The organism is Hyphomicrobium sp. ghe19 (assembly GCF_902712875.1).
Taxonomy (GTDB): Bacteria; Pseudomonadota; Alphaproteobacteria; order Rhizobiales; family Hyphomicrobiaceae; genus Hyphomicrobium_B.
Window position 1 is genome coordinate 2,534,750 of sequence record NZ_LR743509.1, and the last position, 26,944, is coordinate 2,561,693.

Here is a 26,944-nt window from a genome sequence, read left to right on the forward strand (position 1 = left end):
TCACGTTCCGGACATCGGCAATGATTTGCCTCTTATGAACCCGTCGAGGTTATCGGCCGGGAACGAGAGCACGTCTATTCTTTCGGGAAGACGTTGGGCTGCGACCGCCGCAACGAAGTGACCTTCGACGACCAGATCCCTGATCTCGAGATCAAATCCTGGGCCTTGCGCGGAGGCCGTGCGACTGCCTCCAACGACGCCCTGCTGCGTCAGCAGCCGGCCGATACCCGAGCCAAGCGCCTTGGCGGCAGCTTCAAGGCGGACCCACGCTACGATCACGTCGGTGTCGCACGCTGGCGACAGTGCCTGCAGGGCTCCCATTCGTTGGGCGGCACTGATGATCCGCTGCCGTCGCTCATCGGACATAAGGATGCGGCGTTCCTTTCGTTCGAGGTCGACTCCCACCTGCATGTCCTTCGAGACGACAATGAGTGCCGCTTCGCCGGTGTGCGAGACGTTGAAGTGCGGAGCTCCGGCGAGTCTCGGGCGGCCGCCGGCCTCGATCTCGAAATTCAATCTCCGGATCGCTTCGCCTCCAGCGCGCTCAAGCACGATGCGGGTCGCAATGCGCGTGGCGCGCCATAGGCGCGCTGCCTCGCGATCGGCCATGGCGCTCGCGCGTTCGTCATCGGATGCGGAAAGCCGGGGCGTCGCCTCTTCCTCGGCTTCGAGAAACGCCACCGATTTGATGAGATCGACGAAGAAAACCTCGAGATCGTTCCGATGGCCCTGGGCCTCGAGGCGGCCCTGGTGATGAGCGGGCATATCTGTTTGCGCCGCGGCTCGAAGTTTATGAACGTCCTGCACGCGGCTTCTTCAGATCGTCGGCACCATCCGTTGCATTGAGCGGCTGGCCGCGGAGAATGGCGCGCGCGATTTCGAGTTCGCGCATTGCAGTCAGAATCTGAACTTTGACAGGTACGACGGCTTCCTCAGGCGCTTTGCTTTCGGGTTGTGTGGCCGTTGCCGTCGCTCTCGCTACCGGCTTCCTTCCGCGCTTGCGGCTCGTCGGCTCGGCCGGCGCCGCCGCAGCCTGCGCTGCGAGAACCCGGTGAGCTGCGGCCTTGACCTGCTCGACACCGTGTTCGCGGAGGATCTTCTGGACGCCGCGTATCGTGTAGCCCTCAGCATGAAGCAGCGCGCGGATGCCCCGGAGCAGTTCCATGTCCTCGGGCCGATAGTAACGCCGGCCTCCGCCACGTTTCATCGGGCGGATTTGCGGGAACCGTCCTTCCCAAAAGCGCAGAACATGTTTCGGAATTTGCAGCTCGTCAGCCACTTCTCCGATCGTGCGAAACGCCTCGGCAGACTTGTTCATGGAATCGTGCCCTCGCGAGTACCGTAGCTACCGACGATTGAACGCCCAGTTCCGTCGGGATGCAATCGGATCTCTAGCGCTTCGCGTGACCCTTGTTGATACGGTCCTTCATGATGTTCGATGGACGGAACACCAAGACGCGCCGCGGCGTGATCGGAACTTCCTCGCCGGTTTTCGGATTGCGTCCAACGCGTTCGCCTTTTTGACGAATGCCAAAGGATCCGAAGGACGAGAGCTTAACCGCATCGCCTTCCGCCAAACTTCCCGAAATCTCATCCAGCACACGCTCAACGAGATCCTGGCTCTCGTTGCGCGGCAACCCAACTTTTTCGACGACGGCTTCAGCAAGATCTGCCCGCGTCAACGTCTTGCCCGTCATCTCGTTCTCCCAGCCGAACAGTCGTTCTGACCGGATATGGTAGCGGCGGTTGGTCGCGGGGTCAACGGGAGGGGCGATCAAGCGACTGAAAAATCACGACTTTCTACGCTGCAGTGCACCAATTTGCCTACCAGCGGGCAAGTACGGCGCCCCAGGTAAAGCCGCCACCCATCGCCTCCATCAGGATGAGGCTGCCTTCCTTAACCCGGTGGGCCTCGAAGGCATCATTGAGAGCCAATGGGATGGACGCGGCGGACGTGTTGCCGTGCCTGTCGAGCGTCATCACGATTTTCTCGGGCGCGACACCCAGCTTTTTCGCAATACCGTCGAGAATGCGCTTGTTGGCCTGGTGGGGAATATAGAGATCGATCTCGTCGGCGGCGTAGCCTGTTTCGACGAGCGTTTCTTCGATGACGCCCGAGATCTTCTGAACGGCGTGCCGGAAAACCTCGCGGCCGTTCATGCGGAGGTGGCCAACGGTTTTCGTCGATCCGGGGCCGCCGTCGACGTAGAGCAAATCCTCGAAGCGGCCGTCCGACCGAATTCTCGTCGCGAGAATGCCCTTGTCGTCGTTGGTTCCGTGCTGCGGCTGCGCCTCGAGCACGACCGCGCCCGCGCCGTCGCCGAATAGAACGCACGTTGAACGATCAGACCAATCGAGGATGCGCGAGAACGTTTCGGCGCCGATAACAAGCGCGCGTTTCGATTGCCCGAGTTTCAAAAAGTTGTCGGCTACGGTCAAAGCGTAGACAAAGCCCGAGCATACCGCCTGTACGTCGAAGGCGGCGCCCTTCGTGACGCCGAGCATCGACTGTATTCTCACCGCCGTTGCCGGGAAGGTGCGGTCGGGGGTTGCCGTTGCGCAGACGATGAGGTCGATGTCGACGGGATCGATCCCTGCCCGGACCAATGCCTGCTTGGCTGCGGCGGCGCCGAGGTCCGACGTCAGTTCATTTTCATCGGCAATGTGGCGGCAGACGATGCCGGATCGTTCTTGAATCCAGCTGTCGTTTGTATCGACGATTTTTGCGAGGTCGTCATTAGTCACGATACGCTTCGGCAAATGTGCGCCGACGCCGCGAATGACAGAACGAAGGACTGCCAAATCTATGCCTTTCCGAGGGGGCTGCCGGTCGCGCTATGCGGTTGCGAACCGCCGGCAGCGCCCGAAAGCCTATGATGAAAAACGTCGATATCCGCCGTGAGGCGCGCGATCAAACCTGAATCGGCCATCTCGTAAGCGAGATCCACCGCGCTCGCAAAGCCAAAGGCGTCCGTGCCGCCATGGCTCTTCACGGCAATGCCGTTGAGGCCGAGAAACGTGCCGCCGTTGACGCGCCTCGGGTCCATCTTTTCCTTCAGCACGCGGAAGCCGCCTTGCGCCAGAAAGGCGCCGAGCTTGCTCAGTACGGAACTCGTCATGGCGGCGCGGAGATAGCTGCTGATCTGCTTTGCCGTGCCTTCCGCCGTTTTCAAAGCGATGTTGCCCGCAAAGCCTTCCACGACAATGACGTCGACCGCGCCGCGGCCGATCTGATCGCCTTCGACAAAGCCCTTGTATTCGAGCGGCAGGGCATCGATCGACTTCAGCAGCGCGTGCGCGGCCTTGACGTCCTCGTTGCCCTTCATCTCTTCGGTACCGACGTTCAAGAGGCCGACGGACGGCCGCTCGATATGGAACACGGCGCGCGCCATCGCGGCGCCCATCAGCGAAAAATCGGCCAACTGGCCCGCAGTCGCCCCGATATTGGCGCCGACATCGAGCACGATGCATTCCGATTTGATGGTCGGCCAAATAGCAGCAATTGCCGGACGTTCAATGCCGGCGATCGGCCGAAGCACGAGCTTGGCGATGGCCATGAGAGCGCCAGTGTTGCCGGCCGAAACCGCGGCATCCGCCTCGCCCAATTTCACGGCTTCGAGCGGCAGCCACATGCTGGAGCCCTTGCCACGCCGCAGGGCCTGGCTCGGCTTCTCGTGCATCGCGATCACATGATCCGTGTGCACGATACGCGATTTTGCCTGCAGCGCGGAATGTCGCGCGATCGCGGCTTCGATGCGCGGCTGGTCGCCGTAGAAGATGAAGCTCAGCGCAGGTTGGCGCTCCAGGGACAATGCCGCCCCGGGGACGACAACCTCCGGACCGTGATCGCCACCCATTGCGTCCAGTGCGATAGTCTTTGGACTCGCCATTCTTGATTGCCGTTGAAGCCGTATTGGCACTGAGGAGGTGCCAGACCCGGCATGGGTCTTATATTTCCCCGAAATCCGGCGCGACCATAGCCTTTTGGAGCCCGCCCACAAGGCGAAATCGCGCCTCGTGACAGAAGCACTCATATCCCCCGGTTTTGGCTTGACAATTTATCCACTTCGGCCGTCTTCCGGCGCCGAGGTGGGGGTACTTCAATCGTCCGGCTTCAGCTTGGACAACGCTGCGAAGGGGCTCACCTTGTCGGGCTCCTTGGCCTTCGGGTCTTCCCAATTGAACTGGGCGTCCGGACGACGCGGATAGGGATCGAGCGAAGCAGACAGCGTCTCGTAGACGATCCGGCCAACCGGAATGATGCCGTGCTCGAGCACTTCGACGTCAGTGCCTTCGAGGATGCTTGCTTCCTCGTCGCCATCCTTGACATCGACGGTAGGGAAGAACTCGACCTCGTAGGCTCCGTTCACCTTGCCGCTCACGGGCTCCAGCGACACAACGCACGCCTGCTCGACGGTCGCCGCGATCGTGCCGCGCAGCCGGTAGCCGTTTCCAGCGATCGCATTGATGCGATAGACCGTGGAAAGGCTCGCGACTTTCAGGATATCGAGTGCCTGCGCAATGGCGTGAAGCTCAGCGGGCGTCGCCGCGCGGTCGCGTTCCAATCCGCCGGCAGGAATGTCCGTCGCCTTTTCGATCCAATTCAGTTGGTCGGTCACGTGATCGATACCTTACGTTTTGATGTTACGTTCGCGAGCAGCCGGCTCGCCATTCCTGCATTCACGAATTCACCGAATGCCTGGTCCGAGAGAGCGGAGGAAGCGGCTTGCATGTAATGTGCAAGCCCGGCTGCGCCGTCGTCCCGCTCAACGGAATCCGCGAAGACAAAGCCGCGGAGGCTTTTGGATAATCGCGGAGCGCCTAGCTCAGGCAGATCTTGGGCCAGATCCTCAATCAGATCTTTGCGATAGACCGACGCGCGCTCGTAAAAGGCCGCCGCTGCCCGCTTAACCTTTTTCGGCACGGTTAGATCCCCGACCCCCATCTCGCGCATGCAGTCATCCATATCAATGACGAATGTTTCTATCGTGCGCCGGGCCAGACCTTCGGCGGCGGCTCCTCGCCCTCGCAAGCCTTCGAGCGCGAGAAAAAGATGGAGTGCAACCAGTTCGAACCGGCCTTCAGGTGTGTCCGGGACACCGAGGGCGCCGTAAAAAGCCGGCTGCCGCGCCGCGGCCACGACGCTGCCATAAAGCTCTTCTGCTTTGCGGCTGGTTTCGGCCCGTTGCCTTAGCCATCGCAACATAATCGGATTCCTTGGTTAGCAGCACGAGCAGAGCAAATGTCTGGGGATCATGCCGTGCGGCCACGGGGGCACGCAGTTGCCGGCTTTTCACGCACAATCTAAACACACGGCGGCGATAGGGCGAAGAGATTCGCGCCAGATGAAAGTTCAAATGAAACAGCACGGCCATTCAAGTAGGCGACTCACGGCGATCCTTCGCTCAGGCTTACTGGCGTCAACCGTCTTCCTGGCGGCGTGCGGCAGTCCGACGATCACCAAGCACGGCCAGCAGTTCCGGGTGACGGACTTGCAGGCCGTTCAGCCTGGAATGAGCCAGGACCAAGTGCGCACATCGCTTGGCACACCAGCGACCACGGCGGTCGTCGGCGACGGACGCGCCTACTACTATATATCGAGCACCGACAGTCAGAAGTCGTTTTTCCTTCCGACCGAGACCGACAGGCAGGTTGTGGCTGTCTATTTCAACCAAGGCGGCACCGTCGACAGTATTGCGAATTACGGCCTGAAAGACGGGAAGATCTTCGATTTCGTCAGCCGCAAAACTCCGGCCCCTGGCGGCAAAGACGAAGGCATCCTGAAGCAATTGTTCCGGAACCTCGGCAAGCAACAGCTCTTCGGCGGCGGCTAACCGGATATTTACTTTACCTCATCTCGCAATCGGATGATCCCGCCTATCGTCGCCTATCGTTCCGGGCGCGGTGACTGCTATATTCTTCCCTCACAGCGGCGCTGCGCTTGTAACGGCACCGCGGAAGAAGCAGATCGACCGTGGTTCGGGCGCCTCGTTCCATGGCCGGCCCTCAACGCAACAGCGCAGGGATAACACATGACCGAACACATCGAAGTTGGCTTCATGGCTTTCCTGGTCGACGGCAAAGACGGCGTCGGCGGTGTCCGCGAAGTCACTCCCACCTCGCTCGTCATCTACGTGGAGAACGCAGGCGAGTTCGTCATACCGCGCTCGGCCGTGAAGGATGTCCACTCGGAAAAGGTGCTTCTGAATCCGTCGCTTCTCGACAAGCGCTTTCTCAAGGCCATCGGGCACGTGCACGACAGCGAAGACCCGAAGCTGGTCGGCTGATCTCCACTTAAACGACGGCAAGCGAACGGATACGAAAAAGGCCCCGAAGCGAGCTCCGGGGCCTTCATCATTTCAAAGCGTGTTGCCGATTACCAGTGCGCGAGCACGGCGAGCAACAGCAGCGCCACGATGTTGGTGATCTTGATCGCCGGGTTGACGGCGGGGCCGGCCGTATCCTTGTAGGGATCGCCGACCGTGTCACCGGTCACGGACGCCTTATGGGCTTCCGAACCCTTCATGTGCTTGACGCCGTCCTTGTCGACGAAGCCGTCTTCGAAGCTCTTCTTCGCGTTGTCCCAGGCTCCGCCGCCCGACGTCATCGAGATGGCGACGAAGATGCCGGTGACGATGACACCGAGCAGCATGGCGCCGACCGCGGAGAACGCCGCGCCCTTGCCTGCAATCGCGTTGATGACGATGAACAGCACGATTGGCGAGAGCACCGGCAGCAACGACGGCACGATCATTTCCTTGATCGCTGCACGCGTCAGCAAGTCAACGGCGCGCGCATAGTCGGGCTTCGACGTCCCCTTCATAATCCCGGGGTTCGCCTTGAACTGCCGGCGTACCTCTTCGACGATCGCGCCCGCTGCGCGGCCGACGGCCGTCATGGCAAGACCACCGAACAGGAAGGGAATGAGGCCGCCGAGCAGGAGACCCGCGACGACGTAGGGATTTTCGAGGCCGAAGTTTACCTGCACGTCCTTGAAGAACTGATAGCCCGTCGCGCCTGGGGCGTTGGCCTCCGAGATGAAGTGCTGCAGGTCATAGTTGTAGGCGGCGAAGAGCACGAGCGCGCCGAGACCGGCCGAGCCGATCGCGTAGCCTTTCGTGACGGCCTTCGTGGTGTTGCCGACGGCGTCGAGCGCGTCGGTCGAACGGCGCACTTCCTTCGGCAGACCGGCCATCTCGGCGATGCCGCCGGCGTTGTCCGTCACCGGCCCGAAAGCATCGAGAGCCACGATCATGCCGGCGAGGCCGAGCATCGTCGTCGTCGCGATCGCCGTGCCGAACAGGCCGCCGAGCTTGTAGGTCGCGATGATGGCGGCCACGATTGCGAGCGTCGGCAGCGCGCAGGCTTCGAGTGAGACCGCGAGGCCCTGGATGACGTTGGTGCCATGTCCCGTGACCGATGCCTGGCTGATCGACCGAACCGGGCGATAACCGATGCCCGTATAGTATTCCGTGATCCAGACGATGAGGCCCGTCAGACCTAAGCCGACGAGGCCGCAGAGGAACAGGTTCCAGCCAGAGATCGTCTGACCGGCTGCGGTGCCCACGTCTCCAAAGCCACCGAGCACATATTCGGTCGCTGCCCAGAGACCGGCGATCGACAAAACTGCCGAGGCGATCACACCGCGATAGAGGGCACCCATGATCGAGCCATTGGTGCCGAGCTTCACGAAGTAGGTGCCGACGATCGAGGTCACGATGCAGGCCGCGCAAATAGCGAGCGGGTAAAGCATCAGCGCCGCGAGATTCTGCTGGCCCGCAAAGAAGATCGCAGCCAACACCATCGTGGCGACGACGGTCACGGCGTAGGTCTCGAAGAGATCCGCCGCCATGCCGGCGCAGTCACCCACGTTGTCACCGACGTTGTCGGCAATGGTTGCGGGATTGCGCGGGTCGTCTTCCGGAATTCCGGCCTCGACCTTGCCGACGAGATCGCCGCCGACGTCAGCACCCTTTGTAAAGATGCCGCCGCCGAGACGGGCGAAGATCGAAATGAGCGATGCGCCGAAGCCCAGCGCAACGAGCGCGTCGACCACGTCGCGGCTACCCGGCTCCTTCCCGAGACCGGCGGTGAGGAACGCGTAGTACACGGCGACGCCGAGCAGCGCCAAGCCCGCAACCAAAAGGCCGGTGATCGCACCGGCCTTGAAAGCGATGTCGAGGCCCTTGGCGAGCGAAACCGTCGCCGCTTGAGCGGTTCGAACGTTGGCCCGAACCGACACGTTCATGCCGATGAAACCCGCAAGGCCCGACAGGACCGCGCCAATCAAAAATCCAAATGCCTGAAGCGGCCCCAGAAGCAGCCATGCCAATACGAAGATGACCACGCCGACGATGCCAATCGTTCGATACTGTCTGTTGAGATAGGCTTGCGCACCTTCGCGCACGGCTGCAGCGATTTCCTGCATCCGGGCATTGCCCTGGTCGGCGCCCATCACAGCTTTGGACGTTACGAATGCGTAGAGGATCGATAGCGCCCCGCAGGCGATGATCCCCCAAAGTATATTGCTCATTGAGTGGTCCCTTTTAGCACGCTTCCATCGAGGCCCGTTGATCGGGCCTGTATTCCAGGTGCTTTCAGGCGCCGCCGAAACAGCTATCCCGCCCCCGGCATTTTTCGCTCTCTCACATTGCGTTGTCGGCTGAGAGTCGGGGCGGACCATGCCAAAAGTGTCGCAGTGTTGCAACTCGGGCAGCCGGAGAATACGCGTAAAAAAAAGCGACCCGGCGGACGAACCGCGCGGATCGCTCAAAAGCCGCCTTCCGGCCCCGACTATTGGGCGTTAGCGGCGATGATGGCCTCCATGCCCACGGTGGCCCCAGCCGCGATGATGGCCCCAACCCCGGTGGCCATGATGGCGCCAGCCACGATGACCCCAGCCGCGATGGTGCCAGCGGCGATGCCCCCAGCCATAGCGATAGTACGGACGACCGTAATAGTAGTCATCGTAGTAGTAGTGACGTCGAGGATAGTAGCCGTAATAGTAAGGCCAGCCGATGCCGTAGTAGAGCCCGCCGCCCCACCAACGGCGATGGTGCCGCCAACCGCGATGGCCCCAACCGCCGTGCCAGCGGCGGTGACCCCATCCACCATGGCCCCATCCACCATGCCAACGGGCCTCAGTCACGAGGCCCGCAGATTTCTCCACTTGCATTGCTGTCAGACCGGCCGCCGCGTTAGCGGAAGCTGGGAGTGTTCCCGCGAAAATGAGTCCGGCGAGAACGGACATCGAGATTATGAGCTTTCGCATTGGTCTCTCCACACGGGCATTCGCCCTCGGACGTTTTTTTTCCGGGCGCGACCCCGGCGCACTTTAACGCACGCCATCGCGAAACGGGTCCCCTGACGTGTGATGTACATCAGTGTACCTTCTTCGCATCAGTGAGGTTGATTCCGGCTGGATCACAGGTGAACGACTATCACTCTCGCCCATCACCCCGGAGTGTCCGTATCCGGCCGACCAGGCGAGTTGCTGTCAGCCGGAATTCGCCATGATAGGTAAGCGGACAAGTTCGACCATCACCGGAGTCCAGCGTGACCATCGAAGACAGCTTTCGTAGCGCGGCGGGCCAAGAACTCATTGGAAGGGTTGCCGACACATTCTCTGTCGACGAGCAAAGCGCCCGCAGTGCAGTCCATGCGCTCAGTGAGGAATTAGCAGCTCGCATCCAGCGCGCGATGCTCTCGCGCGGCGGTGTTGCGGACGTGGTCTCTCTCGTGACGGCGCCGGGAGCATCTCGTGCGCTATCAAATCCCGATAGCCTCTCCTCGCCCGATATGACTGCGAACGGCGATCAGATCCTCGATGTGCTGGTCGGCAACAAGCATGTGAGCCGCAAAATTGCGGCGCGAGCCGCATCCAGAAGCGGCATCGATGCTGCGACCGTTCAAAAGATGCTGCCCATCGTTGCGACTTTGTTGATCGGCGAACTGCAAAGACAATCGGCTCCGGCGATCGCCAAGGTCGCGAGCCGCATTCCAGCGTTTTCGGGCGCGGGCGGCAGTCCGTTGCCGATGCCGGGCGATACGTTTCCTCCTGCCGGACGAGACGATTATTCGACGCCCGATGATCGGCCGCCGATCGGCGCGCCGGCCCGTCCGGCCGGCGTTCCAGGAAGTCCCATCGACGGCGGCAGTCCTTTGCCCATCCCTGGCGACAACATCCCCGGCGTCGGACGCAGAAACCGCTATCCGGGGCCTGCGCCCGAGCCGGAAGACAATCCTTACAGCCGGCTTCCCGACATCGTCCGCCGAGGCGGTGAGCAGGTTCCGGGACCGGATGGCGGGTCACTGGAAAATGTCATCCGGTCGATCCTCGGAAATCTTCTCGGCTCGAACAGCGGCGTCGTCGGCACGATGATAAAGCTGTTCCTGATCCGCTGGATCGCTTCGATCGTGCGCCGGGTGCTGTCGCAAGTGCTGGTCCGCCGCTAACGGGGGCGACCGGCATTCGCGCGCTAGAGCCCAAAGAAAAAGGCCGGCTCGAAAGAGCGGCCTTCTCAGATTTCAAAGACAACAAGCCTTAAGCGGCAGGGTCGTTTCAGCGGCAAGGTCTGGCGCTGATATCGCAGCTCCATGAACCGCCGATGCCAGCTTGCGAGCACTTCGCGCTCTTCTCCGCTGCACGGCTCCAACGCGCCCAGTCCGAGCCATATTCGAAATCGGTGAAATCGGCCCAGGACTTAATTCCGGCAGCAAGCGCCGACTTCTTCGACGACAGCCCCGCACTCGATCCATAATGGTAATGGTCGACGAAGCAGGTGCGGCCGCCCTCGCGCCGCTGTTCGTGAATAGCAGCCACGCCCGTATCGTCAGCGAGCGCCGGGGCGGCGCAGGCGAAAAGCGCGGCCACGGCGAGTGCCGGCCTCATCAATCCGAAGCGAATCATTTTTTACCGTCTCCGAAGACAATCGAGGGCCAGATCCCCCATCGCGTATTTCGCAGATTCAGCGATGCTCTCGTTAGCTTTTCGAACGGCAGTGAAAGAATTTCCGCGTGCGAGGCAATCGGGGCACAGATTGTTGCCGAAGCGCAAAGTCTTCAATTGCGCTTCGGCAAATGCGAGCCTTCCTGCACTTTGGACGTCAGCGTCCTACTTGACGGCGACGACCGAGATCTCGACGAGCATTCTCGGATCGATGACCTTGGCTTCGACGCACGCGCGGGCGGGTGCGCCCTTGCCATCGAGCCAAACGCCCCATGCTTTGTTCATTCCATCGCGATGGCGGATATCGTTGAGCCAGACGGTTGCCTGGACGACTTTCGACTTGTCGGTACCGGCGAGCGCCAGCAGGCGGTCGATCTCGGTCAGCACTTCGGCGGTTTGGCCTTCGACGTCCTTGGAAAGGTCTGCCGGGATAACACCTGCGGTAAATACGAAGCCGTTTGCCTCCGTGACCTTCGAGTAGACGGGTGATGTTTCATAGCGGGTGACGGTCACTTGAGGTCTCCATTTCCGGCTTTGCCATTTCGAGTTCTGCGGCCGCCTCATAGCAGGTGGCCGGGCGCGCCTGAAGCCTCAAAGAAGCGGTGGGTCCTCGTGCCGCTCACCATCGACGACGAGGCCCTTGAGGGCGGCCGTTCCGTCGGCGGCAACCGCTACGACCGCCTCGATCTTGTGGGAGCGGACCTTGTCTTCCAGGGCGCGGCCGGTGCCCTCCGGAACGAAGTAGTTCTCAATGCCGTAGCGAACTTGAATGGTCATTTCCGGGTCGTTGCCGGCATTCCAGACATACTTGACGCGGCCCTTGAGAACGACCTCATCCGGTGCAACCTCAGATGGATATCGACTGCCGACGTGCGTCACCGTCCAGTCGCCGCCGGGCGCCCCTTTCAGGGTGACATATGCTGTCGAGCCTCGTGAGACGCCGTCGAAATCCGGGTCTGTTTCGGTCGATGACTTCTTGAGCGTATTGATGTCGTATCCGAGCGTCACGTAATCGCCGCGGAAGATGTCGCGCGGATCGAGCGGCTTCACAGCGAGCGTAATTTCGCGTCCCGTCTTCAGAAGCCGATCACGTGCGTAGACCATATCGAAGAGCGCTAGCGACTGCGCCAATGCCACTGCGCCAAGCAGCGGCCAGATCAATGTCCGCTTGGTGATCATGCGAGACCTCCCGCTCCACTCGCCGATCGACGCGCCAATTGCAATGCCGCGTAGGCGAGAAGCGAGACGATGATCGCTGCGATCAAGAAGAACAGAGACGTTCCGAGGATGGTGCCGATCGTAACGCCGTAGAGCGTGAGTATTTCGGCCGAGAAGCCCAAATAGCCAATCCAGAGCGCACCCCGGTTCCCCGTCGACAATGCGTAAGCAATCGCTCCGAGGATCAGAACGAGAGATGCCGTGGCGAGGGCGATGAGATTGCCGAGCCGGGGGACCTCTAAAAATTGCAGCGCGAAAAGTCCGGCCAAGGCCACGGCGAGCGCATACGCGAAAATTGGAGCCGCGATATGCCCCTGAGCAGCATCAAGGTCCGGCCGCAGCTTTTCCGCCGCAATTGCTGCGACGGCGGCGAGGATTCCAATCATGGCGACGAGACCATGCTGGTGCCCTCCGTCCAACTGATACCCGAGCGAGACCACGAACGCCGACAATGCCAGGGCCGAGAGATGCAGGCCGGGGCGCCAGCGCTGCCAGATGAAGGCGGCTGTGACGAGCGCCCAGCCGATAAGAAACGGCCAGTGGACATCGCTGCGTTCCGATGTTTCGAAGAACGACCAAACGCAGACGAGGATCATCGCCAAGGCGAGCGCCGGGTTCGACCGCAGCACTGCTCCGGCAAGGAGCGTCCCGACCCACCACATCAGAACGCCGTCCGACGGATTGCCGCCAATGTTGTACATCTGGCTGATCAGCATGATGCTGGCGCCGAACATTCCGCAAGCGAACAGCACCGCTGCGTCGGCCAACAGCGGGTGATCGCGCGCTGTCAACCAACCGGCCGCTCCATATCCTGACCAAACGCAGGCAAGCAGCAGCAAGAGGCGGCCCAATCGCGGCATGTCTTCCCAGTGTGCCGCGACGAATGAAATCGCGGCGAACCCGAACAGGATGCTCGCGAGAATTCCGAGCGCCGGAGCGAGACCGAATTCGCGTCCGCTGCTGTCGACGTCGTCTGCAATCGCCGCCCGCCCTTCCGCGCTGACCCAGCCGTTCGATTGCCACCGCTCGAGGTCGCGCTTGATACGTCTTTTATAGGGGGACCACATATCGAGGCTTCACCGCCGGAATCGTTGATTTTTCTGTCATCATGGCAGACCACGACGGCGGGGCGTTGGCTAGACCGCGGCGGCAGTGTGATGGCGGTAAACTCCACTTTCTGGGCCCAATTATCCTCATTTCTCCCCTACCGTATTTGTCACAGGAGCCCTGTGCGCACCGGTTCTTGACGGCTGGCCGCTTCTCGATCACTCTTGTTGCAAATGATTGTCATTTGCGAAAAGTGGTCCCATGGACGCTCGTACGGAAATTGCTGCTCCTTCAACTGAGACTGCCGAGCAGGCTGGCGGAAGCTGGCGCAAGCCCATTTCGGAGCGTTCTCTGAGCGACGTTTTCCGCACCGTGAAGGTCGCGGGGCATGCGAGTTCATGGCGGCGTCTCGCTGCGTTTTTCGGTCCCGGATATCTGGTGGCTGTCGGCTATATGGACCCGGGCAACTGGGCGACGTCGATCGCGGGGGGATCGAAATTCGGCTACGCGCTGCTGTTCGTCGCGCTTCTCTCGAACATCATGGCGATCATCCTGCAATCGCTGTGCGCGCGCCTCGCCATCGGATCGGGGCGCGATCTCGCGCAGGCATGCCGTGACGGTTATCCTCAGTGGGCTTCCTTGCCATTATGGCTCCTCGCTGAACTTGCGATCATCGCGACCGACGTCGCCGAAGTGATCGGCACGGCTATCGGCCTCAATCTTCTTTTCGGCATCCCGCTCGAGATCGGCGTTTTGCTGACCGCGCTCGACGTGTTCGTCGTTCTGCTTTTGCAGCGGGCGGGCTTCAGGTACCTCGAAGCCTTCATCATCACGATGCTCATCGTCATCGCGATTTGCTTCGGCGTTCAGATCGCGCTTGCGGACCCGGAATGGGGCGCCGTCATTCGTGGCTTCGCGCCGACGACGGAGCTCGTGCGAAATCCCGAAATGCTCTATCTGGCGCTCGGGATCATCGGTGCGACCGTGATGCCCCATAATCTCTATCTGCATTCGGCAATCGTGCAGACGCGCGCGTTCGGCACATCGACCAACGAGAAGCGCGAGGCGCTGAAATTCGCGACGATCGACTCGACGATCGCGCTGTGCCTGGCGCTGCTCGTCAATACGTCGATCCTTATCCTCGCGGCCGCCACGTTCTACAAATCCGGAAACACCGAGGTCGTGGAACTCGGCCAAGCGCAATCGTTACTGCATCCGCTGCTCGGGTCGGCCATCGCGCCGACGCTTTTCGGCATCGCGCTCTTATGCTGCGGCTTGAACTCAACCGTTACGGCGACGCTCGCGGGCCAGACCGTTATGGAGGGCTTCCTGCAAATCGGGCTGGCGCCTTGGCTGCGGCGGCTCATTACGCGTTCCGTCGCACTCATACCGGCAGCGGGCGTGACCCTTCTCTATGGTGAAGCGGAAACGGCCAAGCTGTTGATCCTGTCGCAAGTGGTGCTGAGCTTGCAGCTTCCTTTCGCCATCGTGCCGCTCGTGCAGTTCACGGCGAGCCGCAAGAAGCTCGGCGATCTCGTGTCGCCCCGCTGGCTGACCGTCGTGGCAGCCGTCGTCGCGCTCACCATCATCGCGCTGAACGTGAAGTTGACGTGGGACTATTTCGCGGGTTAGCGACGGCGGCTGCGAACGGCCGCTACTTCTGCGCGACCGGAAGACTCCCGAGGTCTTCGATGTACCATTTCTCGACCTCGACGACTGCCGGGTTTACGCCGTTGGCGTAGATCCAGCTATCGATGGCCCAGCGCTGACCGTTTGAATTTTCCTTCAGCACCGCGGTCCAATGCGTCCAACCGGAGACGCCTTTCCAGAGCTGATCTTTGGAGAACGGCGTGCCGACGGTGTGATATTTGAGAAGACCATTGTTCTGCATGACGAGCATATAGCTCGTCGTGTTCGTTGATTCATCGACGCAGTCCATTTGGCTCGGATCGCCCGACCCTGCGAAGTCCATGCCGGCTCGGTCCGTCGATGTGCCGATTGCGGCGCCGACGCGCGTTTCGATCCAGCCGATCGAATAGGCGACCGCTCGGCGCTCTTCCTCCGCCGTATCGGCTTTCTTGATCTTCTTGAAAATTGCTCGAAGCTCGTCGATGTCGGCGTCGGTGAAGCGAAACTTCGTCATCATCTTGCACGTGTAGGCGTGACAGACGGTAACCGTGTTTTTGTTGGGTGGATCGACCTGGAAATCCTGATAATGGCCTTCGACGGGGCCTAAACGGTCATGCGTACATCCCGCGATCGCTACGCAAAGCAGCGCAGACCACACAACACGTTGCAAGCTCATGCCGCCCCGCTTAAGTAATTGCGACAGGCCGCTCTGGTGCTTCCTGCGCAACGTCGCTTAGCACTCGGCCGATTCGCTTCAAAATGACTCAATGGAACTTCGTTCCTCCGCTGTGGAGCCGCTGTGCATATCGCTAAATCATCCTCCGTCCACGTCATTGGTGCAGGGCTCGCAGGCTCAGAAGCAGCACATCAGATCGCTGCTTCGGGTACGCCCGTCGTGCTGCACGAGATGCGGCCGGTGCGCTCGACGGAAGCGCACAAGACTGACGGATTTGCCGAACTCGTCTGTTCGAATTCGTTTCGTTCCGACGATTGGGAGAACAACGCCGTCGGTCTTCTCCATGAGGAACTTCGTCGCGCCGGGTCGCTCATCATGGCGGCTGCCGATGAGCACAAGTTGCCGGCGGGCGGCGCTCTCGCCGTCGATCGCGATGCGTTCTCGGCGGAAGTGACTGCGCGGATTTCGGCAAACCCGCTGATCACCATCGTGCGCGGCGAACTCGACGGCCTTCCGCCGGAAGATTGGAGCAACGTGATCGTTGCGACGGGACCGCTGACGTCTCCGGCATTGAGCGGTGCACTCGCGACGCTGACAGGCGAAGATTCCCTCGCATTCTTCGATGCGATTGCGCCCGTCATTCATCGCGATTCCATCGATACGTCGATCGCATGGTTTCAGTCGCGCTATGACAAAGCCGGGCCTGCCGGAACGGGCGCGGACTATCTCAACTGTCCGATGTCGAAAGACGAATACGAGGCGTTCGTCGATGCGCTTCTCGCCGGCGAGAAGACGTCCTTCAAGGAATGGGAAGCATCCACGCCCTATTTCGACGGCTGCCTTCCGGTCGAGGTGATGGCTGAGCGCGGCCGCGAAACGCTTCGGTTTGGGCCGATGAAGCCGGTTGGCCTCGATGATCCGCGCACGGGACGTTGGCCGTATGCGGTCGTTCAGCTTCGCCAGGACAACGCGCTCGGGACACTATGGAACATGGTCGGCTTCCAGACGAAGCTGAAGCATGCCGAACAGGTCCGCATTTTCCGGATGATCCCCGGTTTGGAGAACGCGGAATTCGCGCGCCTCGGCGGCCTCCATCGCAACACGTATCTCAATTCGCCGAAACTCTTGGATCGCTCGCTGCGGCTCAAGGCGATGCCGCGACTGCGCTTCGCGGGGCAGATTACGGGCGTCGAAGGCTATATCGAGAGCGCCGCCATCGGTTTGCTCGCCGGGCGTTTCGCCGCGGCGGATGCCATGGGAGTCGTGAGCGACGCGCCGCCTGCCACGACTGCGCTCGGCGCTCTGCTCGATCACATCACGGGCGGCCATCTCGTCAGCGACGACAACGATCGCGGCGCTGCCCGCTCATTCCAGCCGATGAACATCAACTACGGTCTGCTTCCGGATCTCGATGCCAATCCGACCCACGATCAGAATGGCAAGAAGCTCAAAGGCCCGGAGCGCGGCCGCGAAAAAAAGCGGGCGATGTCGCGTCGAGCAATAGCCGATCTCGCGGGTTGGCTCGGCGAGACCACGCCCATGAAGCAATCTGCTTGAGACGGCTGGCTAGGGCGTCGCGTTCGTCGTTCCACCCGAAGCCGGAGCGAAACGTTGCGGCGTGAACGGCTCCTGAGCAGGAGGCGGTGACGCTGGCGGCGGCACGGGTTCCGTCGACGTCTGGGTCTGCTGCGGTTCCCGGTTGAGCGGGCGAATTTCTATCGGTGTCGCTGAAGAATCGACAGGCGGAGACGGCGATGGAACGACGGCCTTCTCGGCCGGGGGCGGTCCGACCACGGCTTCCGGCGGCTGCTCATCGGAAGGTACACCGGACGTAACTCCGACCGTCGCGCCGGACTCCGTCCCGTCGTCATTCGTCATCGGCGTGACCGCGGCCGGCACAGCGGCGGCGGGCGAAGCATTCGCGGCAGGCAATGTGCCGGTTGCACCTTTTTCGCCACCCGACTTTGAAAGCAACGAATTGATGTCCGGAATTTGCGCATCGGGCTCGTCCGCCGCGGGTGCCGGCACATCCTCAGGAGACGGCACCGCATAGCCCGTGGGATCGGCATCCGGGCCTGCACCGTACTTCGCCAGAACCGACCGCGCCTTATCGACGACGGCATCGGCGATGGCCGCTTGGCCTTCCGCTGTCGGATGGAACGCGCCGGAGTACGTCGACGCCAAGATGAGCTGGAAAGGTGCGAAGGGCTCGATTCGCAGAACCTTCGTCAACAACCCGGCCTCGACGTGGAAGTTGCCCGTCATGAAGGCATCGTTCGGCGTTCTGAACCATCGCTGACGCGCTGCGTAGGCCCGATAATCGGCGGGGTTATAGGGCGTCCATATTCCATCGATCTTGCGGGGAAGCCGGAGGTCGTCGACCTCGCTCACGCCTTCGACGCTCAGGCCCGCGCATATTCCGCGTCCGATGAAGGCACGCCTGTGCGTTTCAACGAACGTCCAGCCGAATTCGTAAGAGGTATCGCGCATCAGGCGATGCAGCTTGTCGGCGAACCATGTGCCGAGCTTCAGCTTGGTCCGGTCCAATTGGAAGTCGGGCACGACTTCCATGCCGGAGTTGCCATCGCCGCACATCTGGCTGCCGTCGCCTTCGAGAGCCAGACCCGGATAGGCGACGAGCAAAATGCGATCGCTTTCCTGCCAAGGCACGTAGAGGATGCTGTGAATGGCGCGGTTGAGCGACTTGTAGCGTGCGCCCAACGTCGCGAGTTCGGCGGACGCTTCGGCCTCGCCGTGGACCTGACCCAACCAGCCGCCGAGCTCCCGCAACAGGGATACATTCGAGAGGACCGCGTTCGCCAGAAGCCGCGAGAAGCCGATGTCGTTGCCGCCAATGGAGAGCAGCACGAGGTCGATCTTGCGGGCGTCATCCTGCGGACACTTACGGAGAACGATGTTCTGCAGCTGGGGTATTTGGCCATTCATGTGAAAGGCCTCGGGTAGATCGAGCGGCTGCGTTTTATTGTTTCCGCATTGCGCTTCGGCGACTGCCGAGATTTGCGAAAGGCGCGGCGGGTTCGGAACCCACTCGTTGCCTTTGTAGCGCAGGAAAAGTCCGTCGGTGATCTCGGCGCCTGCGCATGAGACGCCGACGAACGTGACGGCGCGGTGCGGGTCTTCGACGGCGAGTTGCAATGCTGCGCGCAATTGTTCGGAATAGAGCGAACGATGGCAGGCCTGATCGAGCCAGCGCGCATTCTCCTTGATGAAGGTTTTATCGCCGAGATCCCGCCACGGCCCGATGCGCGCCGGATACCCCGTGAGACCGCTGTAAAGTCCGATTGTGCTGTAGTCGGACGTCCGCTCGCGCGAAAAACGGACGGCCCGGTCGGGGTTGCCCTCGCCCGATGCGAAGCTGTCTCCCATTCCGGCGATCAGGACGTCGCGAACCTTGATCAGCGTCTTGGAAACTTCCCGGCCGCCGATCTGGACGGTTACCATCGCTCCGCCCGGATAGGGCACGACGAAGCGCGCCGACTCGCTGCACGGTTGCGTGATCGCGTCGCCACGCGGATTCTTGGAATCGCCTCGCGGCGCCGTGAGCCACGTGCACGTCAGCGTCGACGCATCGTCGACGCCCGTTACTTCAACGATGACGGCGTGGTTCGAGGGGTTGATGTAGTCATCGTAGGCGTCGCACTTGAAGCGGTTGTTGTTCCAGCACGTCTTGCGGAACATGGATGCGGCCCAGCCGTCGCGATCGCCACTCTGGAGTGCGTGCTCTGCGGCTAAGACGGGCGTTGCCCGTTCTGTCGGCCCGAGCGCTCGGTACGTCGCGCGGTGCGCTTCCGTGTCGTGTGGGTCGATGAAGAAGCGGAACGGGTTTTCTAGCTTCCAGGTAATGACAGGCGAAGCGGCTTCAGCGCGGTTCGGCGCGATCAAGCTCATCGCGACGAAGGCCAGCGAAAGGAACAGCACCCCTGTGCGTGACCAGGCTTTGCGGCTGGCTCGCGGAATACCCTCCGCCGCGCGCAAACGTACGCCTTTCAGCACCCGTCTCGAAATTGATGTCATCTGCCCTCTTCGCCTGGCCGTCAGACGCGACCTGACCAATGCGCGCGTGCAATACGCCACAATCGAGCGATAGGCGCGATTTCCAATATGTCGCGCGCCGGCTCGTGCCGAGGGTTCTGCAAAGCGCGAAAATAGGGCTCCACGAGGGCAAGCGGCAACAAAGGCGTTGTGAACGTTGCCGGTTTACCCCTGAGATGACGCCGCAGTTCGGCGAGAGCGCTGAGCCCTTCGCTCGCGAGCCACGCCGTTTGCGGGCGCCAATCTTCCGCTTCGTCCGCCGCAAACGGGTTCGGAGACCTCGCCTTCGGCAGCAGCGAGCGACCCCGCATCAGAGCATATGGCAGCTCGATCCCGATGCGCGCGAGGCCCGATGCCCGGGCTGCGGTGTCGATGATGGGCTTGTCCAAGTCGAGACCCAGGATAGCGCCTGCAAAAGCGAACGGCGTGCCATCGATGATACGCAATGTTTCGCCGAGTTCCGCGTCATCTGCCGGGGGTTCGCCATAGAGAGCGTGTGCGTGGGCTGCGAGATAATCTTCGATGACGCCGAGCGAGAGCGCGCGGCGCCGGATGACTTCTGCAAATGCATCGAGCGTCGGATTGCCCGAGCGGCCGCTTTCGCCTCGGCTCAAAAATGCGTCCCGCCACCATGCAACGCGGATTTCGCCGAGCGCCGCCTCGCTGACTTGGCGCGATATCCTCTCGATTTCGCCAGTAAACGCCGCGAGCGCTATGAGATCGCCGCGAGCCTCCACGGGGGCGAAGAGCGCGGCGTAGTAGCGATCCGGCGCCGAGGCGCGAGCCGCCAACCGTACCGCATCGTAATCGATCTCTCGCGTGCCGGAGTTGCTCACACGTCACTCGTGGATTGAAGGCGGTTCCTCGCGGACGCTCACGGCACCGCGATCAGCGCCGCTGCGATCGTTCGCTTTTCTGCGATCAGGATGTTGTACGTGCGGGCCGCGGCTCCTGTCGACATCGGTTCGAGGCCGATGCCGGCTTTCGCAAATGCGGAATAGACTTCGGGCGCGGGCCAGAGTTGCTTCTCGCCTGTGCCAAGCAGAACCGTGATCGGTGGATCGAGGCGGCTCAGAAGAAAGTCGATGTCCTCGACATCGAGCTTTTCGGCGTTGGTCGCGCCCCATGCGTAGACGCCGCTCGGCAGACAGATAACCGAGCCGCGATGGCTCATCTCGGCGAAACGGAAGCCGCCGTTGCCGTAGGCCGTGATCGCCGTTTCATAGGGATAGCGGGCGACCTCGGGCGTCATTACGGCGGCGTTCCTTGTTCGCGCCGAGCATCAGGCCTTGGCGCCGCGCGTCTTGGTCTCGGCAACCGCTTTCGCAGCCGCGTCGCTCCAGTCGCGCTTGACGCCCAGGTAGCCCAGCAGCGGGGCTGCGATGAAGATCGACGAGTAGGTGCCGATCACAACGCCCAAGAGCATCGCGAGGTTGAAGCTACGGATGACTTCGCCACCGAAAATGTAAAGCGAGACCAGCACTGCGATCGCCGTCACACCCGTCAGGATCGTGCGCGACAGCGTCTCGTTGATCGACAGATTCAGGAGCTGGTTGAGTTCCATTTTCTTGAACTTGCGCAAGTTCTCGCGAATTCGGTCCGACACGACGACGGTGTCGTTGACCGAATATCCGAGAATGGTGAGCAGCGCGGCGACGGTCGAAAGATCGAATTCAAGCTGGAAAAAAGAGAAGATGCCCGCGGTCAACAGGACGTCGTGGCTCAACGCCACGACGGCGCCCAAAGCAAACTGCCATTCGAAGCGGAACCAGACGTAGCAGACAATTGCCAAGATGCCTGCAGCGACAGCGATAAAGCCGGTCATGCGTAATTCGCTCGACACGGCGGGGCCGACCACCTCGACGCGACGCTGAACATAGTCAGTGCTGGTCGCATCAATCACCTTCTGAACGGCGGGTTGCTGAGCGGCTTCGCCGCCGGGCTGCTCCTCGAGTCGCACGAGCACGTCGTTCGGCGTGCCAAACTCCTGAATCTGGACGTTGCCGAACCCCAGACCGTTGAGCTTGTCGCGCAGCGCCGAGATGTCCGCATTGCCGCTCTTCGTCTGCAGTTCGATCAGCGAGCCGCCCTTGAAGTCGACACCGTAGTTCAGACCGTAGGTCATGCAGAGGATAATGGATCCCAGCATCGCGATAATGGATGCAACGAGCGCCGGCCCTTTGAACTTCATGAAGGGCAAGTTCAAGTCGTGCGGGAAGAAGTCGAACCCCTTGAAGACCGGAATGTATTTCATCAACACGGAAGTGGTCTCCTAGACCGGCACGGTTTGGATACGGCCCTTCGGCTGAGCCTTGAGCCAGAACGAGATGAGCAGCCTGACGACCGTCACGGATGCGAAGATCGACGTCAGAATGCCGATCGTCAGCGTCACGGCGAAGCCGCGGATCGGACCGGAGCCCAGCCAGAACATGATGAGCGCGCAAGCCAGCGTCGTCAGCTGACTGTCGGCGATCGTTATGAATGCGCGCTGGAACCCTTGGTCGATGGCGGAAATGGCAGTTTTGCCCGCCCGCAATTCTTCACGAATGCGCTCGTAGATGAGCACGTTCGCGTCGACGGCCATCGCGACACCCAGGACCAAGCCCGCGATGCCCGGCAGCGTCAATGTCGTGCCGATGAGCGTCATGAGGGCGAGCGTCAAGATCAAGTGCACGACGAGGCCGACGCAGGCGAAGATCCCGAACGTGCCATAGGCAAGGATCGTCAGCATGACGACCGCGATGCCGCCGATGATGCCGGCGCGCTTGCCGTCGGCAATCGAGTCGGCGCCGAGCGACGGACCTACGGTTCGCTCTTCGACGATCGTCAGCTTCGCCGGCAGTGAGCCGGACCTCAGCTGAACCGCAAGCCGGTTCGAGCTGTCGACGTCGAAGCTGCCCGAGATCTGGCCGGAACCGCCGAGGATGGGCTCACGGATAACCGGTGCCGAAAGGACCTTGTTATCGAGAACGATCGCAAAAGGCTTGCCGACGTTATCTTTGGTGAAGTTGCCGAACTTGCGGGCGCCGCTTTGATTGAAGCGGAAGTTGATCACCGCCTCGTTCGAGCGGTTGTCAAAGCCCGGCTGCGCGTCGGCGAGGTCGTCGCCCTGCACGACCGGCTGCTCACGCAGCAGATACTCCGACGGGCCCTCGCTCTTGTCACCCGGGTAAATCTTGTAACCTGCCGGAATGCTCGTCTGCTTGGCCTCTTCGGCACTGAGCGAGGGATGCACTTCGTGGAACGTCAGCTTGGCGGTTTCGCCGATAAGCGCCTTCAGCTCTTTGGTGTCTTTCAGGCCAGGGAACTGGATCAGGATGCGGTCGGTGCCCTGGCGCACGATCGTCGATTCCGACGTGCCCAAGTTATTGACGCGGCGGTTGATCGTTTCGATAGATGCGGCCGCGGCGTTGGAAATACGCGCGCGGAGCCCCGCCTCAGTCGGCTTCACGATCACTGTGCCGGGGTCAGTTCCGGCCGAGACCTCGACATCGTAGCCGCCGGAGCCGAGCACGGCGCTGCCGATCGTCTGCCTGACCTTATCGAGTTGCTTTATCGCCGCGTCGCGCTCTTCGGGCTTTGCGAGCTTGACGACAAGTTGCGTGCCCTGGATGCCGATGCCGGTGAACCCGATTTTCGCATCGCGGAGAATCTTGCGCGATTCATCGCGCAGGTTGTTCATCCAATCCTTCTTGATCTCGTCCTGGTCCATGGCGAGCAGAAGATGCGCGCCGCCCTGAAGGTCGAGACCCAGAGGCAACTGCTTCTTCGGTATGAATGATGGCCACGACGCGACCATCTCCTTCGGGAAGAAGTTCGGCATTGCCACTGCGAAACCTGCGAAGCAGGTCAGCAGGATCAGGATGATTTTCGTGCGTGTGAATTGCAGCATCGGAATAGGGTCTCAGGCGTTAGGAGATGCGCGGATCAAAACTTGCGTATCTGGCGCAGCTACGTTCTCGCACGCGGGCGACGGTCAATCACGTTGCGTCTTTGACAGGTTCGCCCTTGGTGCGCACTTCCAAAAGGGTGCTCTTCACGATGCGGACCTTCAGATTGTCGGCGAGCTCGACCTCGATTTCGTCGCTCGTGTCGGAAGCTTTCGTGACCTTGCCAAGCATGCCTCCGGCCGTGACGACCGTGTCGCCGCGGCGGACGGCGTTCAAGCGCTCCCGAAGCTGCTTCGCGCGCTGCGATTGCGGACGGATCAGCAGGAAATAGAAGATCGCCAGCATCGCCAGCATCGGAATCAGAAGGCCGCCCAGTGGGTCCATCGGGCTGGCGGCGGCGGTCTGCGCGAAGGCGGAAGTCGTAAACATCGGGAAAGATAGTCCTCTGGATGCGATTGAAATAAGCACTACCGCCCCGGATCCCAATGGGCCGGAGGGATGAGCCCCTCAAATTCGGGCGGACTATAGTGGTCCGAAGCCCTTTTGCAACCTCGCATAGGGTTGTGAAAGACCGTTGGCACTGACTTCCGCAGCGATTAAACACGCTTTTCCCGGCTTATAACCGGCCGGGCTTTTAGCCCCCTGGAAAACCATTAATGACAGACGCTGATGCCTATCGCCCGCTGCTGGAGCGGATTGCCGACGCTCTCGAGCGTTTGAGCCCTTCCCCGCTCCGGACCGCCGACTTCACCGCAGCCGACGCGTTCGTGTGGCAAGCCGATACGGCCGGCTTCGAGCCGGTTCACGAGGTCAGCCGCGTCCCGTTGGCCCTTCTCAAGGGCATCGACAGAACCGCGGGCATTCTCCTCGACAACACACGGCGCTTCGCAGCTGGCCTACCCGCCAATAACGCCCTGCTCTGGGGCGCACGCGGCATGGGCAAATCGAGCCTCGTAAAAGCGGCGCACGCCGACGCGCTCGGCACGAACGGCGGCCTGAAGCTCATCGAGATCCACCGCGAGGATATCGGCTCGCTGCCCAAATGCCTCGCCATCCTCAAAGCCGCGCCGTTTCGATTCATCGTCTTCAGCGACGATCTTTCCTTCGATCATGACGATACGAGCTACAAATCGCTCAAGGCCGTTCTCGACGGCGGGATCGAGGGGCGTCCGAAGAACGTGATCTTCTACGCGACATCCAACCGCCGTCACCTCATGCCGCGCGACATGATCGACAACGAGCGGGCGACGGCCATCAATCCCGGCGAAGCGACGGAAGAGAAAGTTTCGCTTTCGGATCGTTTCGGGCTCTGGCTCGGCTTTCACAACGCGAGCCAGGACGACTATCTCGCGATGGTCAGAGCCTATGTCGAGCACTTCGGCATCAAGGTCGCGGATGACGAATTGCAACGGGATGCTCTTGAATGGTCGACGACGCGCGGCGCGCGCTCAGGCCGGGTCGCGTGGCAATACGTGCAGGATCTCGCGGGGCGGACGAAGACTTCGATGGATAGGGTTTAAGGGTCTCTCGTCGATCCATAAACTCCGTCGTGCCCGCGCAGGCGAGCGTCCGTCCAATGATCGATTCTTGTTTGTTAATGGGCTTGGATGGATCCCGGCCTTCGCCGGGATGACGTTAAAACCGTTCGCGCCCGCGCGGGCTTGGCGGCCGGCTCGCGGAATGCGTGTCGTCAGGCGCCAAACAAAAAGAGAGCCGGATCGTTTTGATCCGGCCCCCAGTTTTCCCTCAGTGCCAGCGCGTTTTCCCCCGCGCTAGATGAAAGCGTCAGAGCTTCTCGAGATACGGCATCGGATCGACCGGTTTCGAGCCTTGACGCAATTCGAAGTGGACTTGCGGCTGATCAACAGAGCCGGTTTTGCCGGCCTTCGCGATGACCTGTCCCCGCTTGATCTTGTCGCCGCGCTTCACGAGCAGTTCGTCGTTGTGCGCGTAGGCAGTGACCCAGCCGTTATCGTGGCGAAGCAGCACGAGGTTGCCATAGCCTTTAAGTTCGCTGCCTGCGTAGGCGACGATGCCTGACTCTGCGGCGTGAACTTCCGTTCCGAGCGGCACCTGCAGATTGATGCCGTCGTTATGGGTTCCGTCGGAGCGGCCGCCAAAGCCCGCTACGATCTTGCCGATCGTCGGCCAACGGAGCTTGCCGGAATTGTTCGCAGAACTTGCCGCGCCTTCCGCGACTGCGGAGGGAACTGCAACGGCGACCTTTTCTTCCGGCGGCGACGGCTTCTGTTCCGTCGGTGTGGGCCGCGTGGGCTGCGTGGCATTCGCTTGTACAGGCGCAACGGCCGGCGAAGCATCGGGCGACGCATCCGTCATCTTGTTATCCGAAAGCGATGCAACGCGCTTCTCGCCGTTGATGACGGTCGGCTGCGCTGTCGTCGAGTCGCCGTAGCGCGCGGGCTCGGAAGGCGTGATCGGTGCGACCACGGCCGGTGTCGATTGAGCGGGCGGGACAGGAGCTGCCGATGCCGACGCTGGGGCAAGCGGAGGCGCGGTATGCGGCGGCGCATAACTGGGTAGCGCGGGTGTGCTCTCGGCCATGCGGGACGGCGCGCCGTTTGCGCTTTCGCCCGGCACCTTCAGCACCGTACCGGGCTTCACGCGACGTGGATCGCTGATACCATTGACCTGCTGCAGCTCGGCCAATTTGACATTGTTCGACCGCGCGACGCCGTAGAGGGAATCGCCGGGCTTAACGGTGTAAGTGCCATTGTAGTTCGCCACGACTTCGGGAGCGGCCGGCGCAAGCGGCACGGACAACGGCGTTGCGGCCTCGACGGCCTTCGCCGCAGCAACGCTGCTACGATCGGACGAGGCGCCCGCGGCCGGGAGATAAAGTTTCTGCCCAGGCTTCAAGTTCGGATTGCTCAGGCCGTTCAGCGAGGTCAATTCGGTCAGCGAGACCTGATGACGTCGCGAAAGCCCATAGAGCGTATCGCCGGGTTGCACCTCGATCATCTCACCCTTGGCGGCCGGCGTAACCGGCGGCGCAGACGGAACGGTGGCGCTGTCACGGCCGTAGCTCGGCCCGTTTGCCGTACGCGCGAAGGGCTTCGTGGGGCGATAGGATGCCGACGGTGAAGTCTGCTGTGGCGACGGAGGCGCATAATAGGAAGTTGAGCCGTGATCGCCGGTCGCCTCGGGAAGCGCCGCGACTTGTACAGACGATGCGCCCGCGCCGTAGGGGCCGCGCGGAGTTGAGCCCCCGACGGTTTGGTTATCGGCCAATGAACTTGTGCGCACGGGTTCGGACGGGATCGGCGTCGCGTCCGGACTATCGTTAAAATTGAAGGACGTGCTGTCGAAGCGCGTAACATCCGCGCTGCAGCCGCTAAGGCCAAGGCTTGCAATTATTAGAGAAACAGCCGTCGCGGACTTGAGGCTCAAGCGCCCGCATTGGCTAACGCCAAAACAACTCATCATGGTACGCACCTCTACTCGCACCATCCATTAACCTTTAAC

27 protein-coding genes are annotated in these 26,944 nt (G+C 61.5%); 6 read left to right on the forward strand and 21 right to left on the reverse strand.

Annotated elements, in window-relative coordinates; genetic code table 11:
* The 7 genes from AACL53_RS12360 to AACL53_RS12390 all read right to left on the reverse strand — a co-directional run bounded on the left by AACL53_RS12360 (window position 1) and on the right by AACL53_RS12390 (window position 5,206).
* Complete coding sequence (locus tag AACL53_RS12360) at window positions 1-807, reverse strand: phosphopantetheinyl transferase (RefSeq protein ID WP_339084814.1); 807 nt, start codon at window positions 805-807, stop codon at window positions 1-3.
* Window positions 791-1,318, reverse strand: coding sequence for a MerR family transcriptional regulator (locus tag AACL53_RS12365; protein WP_339084815.1), 528 nt, complete (start codon window positions 1,316-1,318; stop codon window positions 791-793). Before AACL53_RS12365 ends, AACL53_RS12360 begins: the two co-directional genes overlap by 17 nt.
* Before the next feature lie 73 nt (window positions 1,319-1,391).
* Window positions 1,392-1,697: an integration host factor subunit alpha gene (locus AACL53_RS12370; protein ID WP_339084816.1), complete on the reverse strand. Its 306-nt coding sequence runs from the start codon at window positions 1,695-1,697 to the stop codon at window positions 1,392-1,394.
* A 127-nt stretch (window positions 1,698-1,824) separates the two neighbouring features.
* Entirely contained in the window at window positions 1,825-2,802 is a 978-nt protein-coding gene (locus AACL53_RS12375) for a beta-ketoacyl-ACP synthase III (protein ID WP_339084817.1), read from the reverse strand.
* 2 nt (window positions 2,803-2,804) lie between these two features.
* Entirely contained in the window at window positions 2,805-3,890 is a 1,086-nt protein-coding gene (plsX, locus tag AACL53_RS12380) for a phosphate acyltransferase PlsX (protein WP_339084818.1), read from the reverse strand.
* Window positions 3,891-4,100: 210 nt separating this feature from the next.
* Window positions 4,101-4,619 carry a DUF177 domain-containing protein gene (locus tag AACL53_RS12385; RefSeq protein WP_339084819.1) on the reverse strand — a complete coding sequence of 173 codons (519 nt, stop codon included), beginning with the start codon at window positions 4,617-4,619 and terminating at the stop codon, window positions 4,101-4,103.
* The gene (locus AACL53_RS12390; RefSeq protein ID WP_339084820.1) at window positions 4,616-5,206 is read right to left on the reverse strand and encodes a ubiquinol-cytochrome C chaperone family protein; all 591 of its coding nucleotides are present in this window, start codon (window positions 5,204-5,206) and stop codon (window positions 4,616-4,618) included. The genes AACL53_RS12385 and AACL53_RS12390 overlap by 4 nt, the downstream gene beginning before the upstream one ends.
* Window positions 5,207-5,357: 151 nt before the next feature.
* Here AACL53_RS12390 and bamE point away from each other — a divergent pair, with 151 nt between their 5' ends.
* Window positions 5,358-5,834: an outer membrane protein assembly factor BamE gene (gene bamE / locus AACL53_RS12395; RefSeq protein ID WP_339084821.1), complete on the forward strand. Its 477-nt coding sequence runs from the start codon at window positions 5,358-5,360 to the stop codon at window positions 5,832-5,834.
* A gap of 198 nt (window positions 5,835-6,032) precedes the next feature.
* Window positions 6,033-6,287 (forward strand): hypothetical protein, encoded by a 255-nt coding sequence (locus AACL53_RS12400; RefSeq protein WP_339084822.1) that lies wholly within the window; start codon window positions 6,033-6,035, stop codon window positions 6,285-6,287.
* An 89-nt stretch (window positions 6,288-6,376) separates the two neighbouring features.
* On the opposite strand, the gene AACL53_RS12405 is transcribed toward AACL53_RS12400, so the two are convergent.
* Both AACL53_RS12405 and AACL53_RS12410 read right to left on the reverse strand, forming a co-directional pair.
* Complete coding sequence (locus tag AACL53_RS12405; protein WP_339084823.1) at window positions 6,377-8,533, reverse strand: sodium-translocating pyrophosphatase; 2,157 nt, start codon at window positions 8,531-8,533, stop codon at window positions 6,377-6,379.
* Window positions 8,534-8,803: 270 nt separating this feature from the next.
* On the reverse strand, window positions 8,804-9,271 hold the full coding sequence (locus AACL53_RS12410) for a VrrB protein (protein ID WP_339084824.1): 468 nt from the start codon (window positions 9,269-9,271) through the stop codon (window positions 8,804-8,806).
* Window positions 9,272-9,555: 284 nt separating this feature from the next.
* On the opposite strand from AACL53_RS12410, the gene AACL53_RS12415 reads away from it, so the two are divergent.
* Window positions 9,556-10,455 (forward strand): DUF937 domain-containing protein, encoded by a 900-nt coding sequence (locus AACL53_RS12415; protein WP_339084825.1) that lies wholly within the window; start codon window positions 9,556-9,558, stop codon window positions 10,453-10,455.
* 106 nt (window positions 10,456-10,561) lie between these two features.
* Here AACL53_RS12415 and AACL53_RS12420 read toward each other — a convergent pair whose 3' ends face one another.
* The 4 genes from AACL53_RS12420 to AACL53_RS12435 form a co-directional block, all read right to left on the reverse strand.
* On the reverse strand, window positions 10,562-10,909 hold the full coding sequence (locus tag AACL53_RS12420; protein ID WP_339084826.1) for a hypothetical protein: 348 nt from the start codon (window positions 10,907-10,909) through the stop codon (window positions 10,562-10,564).
* Window positions 10,910-11,113: 204 nt separating this feature from the next.
* On the reverse strand, window positions 11,114-11,461 hold the full coding sequence (locus AACL53_RS12425) for a RidA family protein (protein ID WP_339084827.1): 348 nt from the start codon (window positions 11,459-11,461) through the stop codon (window positions 11,114-11,116).
* A gap of 78 nt (window positions 11,462-11,539) precedes the next feature.
* On the reverse strand, window positions 11,540-12,127 hold the full coding sequence (locus tag AACL53_RS12430) for a GDYXXLXY domain-containing protein (RefSeq protein ID WP_339084828.1): 588 nt from the start codon (window positions 12,125-12,127) through the stop codon (window positions 11,540-11,542).
* Window positions 12,124-13,233: a DUF2157 domain-containing protein gene (locus tag AACL53_RS12435; protein ID WP_339084829.1), complete on the reverse strand. Its 1,110-nt coding sequence runs from the start codon at window positions 13,231-13,233 to the stop codon at window positions 12,124-12,126. The genes AACL53_RS12430 and AACL53_RS12435 overlap by 4 nt, the downstream gene beginning before the upstream one ends.
* A 241-nt stretch (window positions 13,234-13,474) precedes the next feature.
* Between AACL53_RS12435 and AACL53_RS12440 the strand changes: the two genes are divergently transcribed.
* Window positions 13,475-14,845: an Nramp family divalent metal transporter gene (locus tag AACL53_RS12440; protein ID WP_339084830.1), complete on the forward strand. Its 1,371-nt coding sequence runs from the start codon at window positions 13,475-13,477 to the stop codon at window positions 14,843-14,845.
* A 22-nt stretch (window positions 14,846-14,867) separates the two neighbouring features.
* Here AACL53_RS12440 and AACL53_RS12445 read toward each other — a convergent pair whose 3' ends face one another.
* The gene (locus AACL53_RS12445) at window positions 14,868-15,518 is read right to left on the reverse strand and encodes a hypothetical protein (protein WP_339084832.1); all 651 of its coding nucleotides are present in this window, start codon (window positions 15,516-15,518) and stop codon (window positions 14,868-14,870) included.
* Between the two features lie 129 nt (window positions 15,519-15,647).
* On the opposite strand from AACL53_RS12445, the gene trmFO reads away from it, so the two are divergent.
* Window positions 15,648-17,075 (forward strand): methylenetetrahydrofolate--tRNA-(uracil(54)-C(5))-methyltransferase (FADH(2)-oxidizing) TrmFO, encoded by a 1,428-nt coding sequence (trmFO, locus tag AACL53_RS12450; RefSeq protein WP_339086933.1) that lies wholly within the window; start codon window positions 15,648-15,650, stop codon window positions 17,073-17,075.
* 9 nt (window positions 17,076-17,084) lie between these two features.
* Here the strand turns inward: trmFO and AACL53_RS12455 are convergent, their stop codons facing one another.
* From AACL53_RS12455 to yajC, 6 genes are all read right to left on the reverse strand, one after another.
* Entirely contained in the window at window positions 17,085-19,553 is a 2,469-nt protein-coding gene (locus AACL53_RS12455) for a hypothetical protein (protein ID WP_339084833.1), read from the reverse strand.
* Between the two features lie 20 nt (window positions 19,554-19,573).
* On the reverse strand, window positions 19,574-20,407 hold the full coding sequence (locus AACL53_RS12460; protein ID WP_339084834.1) for a squalene/phytoene synthase family protein: 834 nt from the start codon (window positions 20,405-20,407) through the stop codon (window positions 19,574-19,576).
* Window positions 20,408-20,445: 38 nt separating this feature from the next.
* Window positions 20,446-20,823, reverse strand: coding sequence for an Mth938-like domain-containing protein (locus AACL53_RS12465; protein ID WP_339084835.1), 378 nt, complete (start codon window positions 20,821-20,823; stop codon window positions 20,446-20,448).
* A 30-nt stretch (window positions 20,824-20,853) separates the two neighbouring features.
* Window positions 20,854-21,825, reverse strand: a complete 972-nt coding sequence (secF, locus tag AACL53_RS12470) for a protein translocase subunit SecF (RefSeq protein ID WP_339086934.1) — start codon at window positions 21,823-21,825, stop codon at window positions 20,854-20,856.
* 18 nt (window positions 21,826-21,843) lie between these two features.
* Window positions 21,844-23,463 (reverse strand): protein translocase subunit SecD, encoded by a 1,620-nt coding sequence (gene secD / locus AACL53_RS12475; RefSeq protein WP_339084836.1) that lies wholly within the window; start codon window positions 23,461-23,463, stop codon window positions 21,844-21,846.
* A gap of 88 nt (window positions 23,464-23,551) precedes the next feature.
* Entirely contained in the window at window positions 23,552-23,890 is a 339-nt protein-coding gene (yajC, locus tag AACL53_RS12480; RefSeq protein WP_339084837.1) for a preprotein translocase subunit YajC, read from the reverse strand.
* Between the two features lie 227 nt (window positions 23,891-24,117).
* Between yajC and AACL53_RS12485 the strand changes: the two genes are divergently transcribed.
* Window positions 24,118-24,981, forward strand: a complete 864-nt coding sequence (locus AACL53_RS12485; protein WP_339084838.1) for an ATP-binding protein — start codon at window positions 24,118-24,120, stop codon at window positions 24,979-24,981.
* Between the two features lie 265 nt (window positions 24,982-25,246).
* Here AACL53_RS12485 and AACL53_RS12490 read toward each other — a convergent pair whose 3' ends face one another.
* Complete coding sequence (locus tag AACL53_RS12490) at window positions 25,247-26,905, reverse strand: LysM peptidoglycan-binding domain-containing protein (RefSeq protein ID WP_339084839.1); 1,659 nt, start codon at window positions 26,903-26,905, stop codon at window positions 25,247-25,249.
* Window positions 26,906-26,944 lie beyond the last annotated feature (39 nt).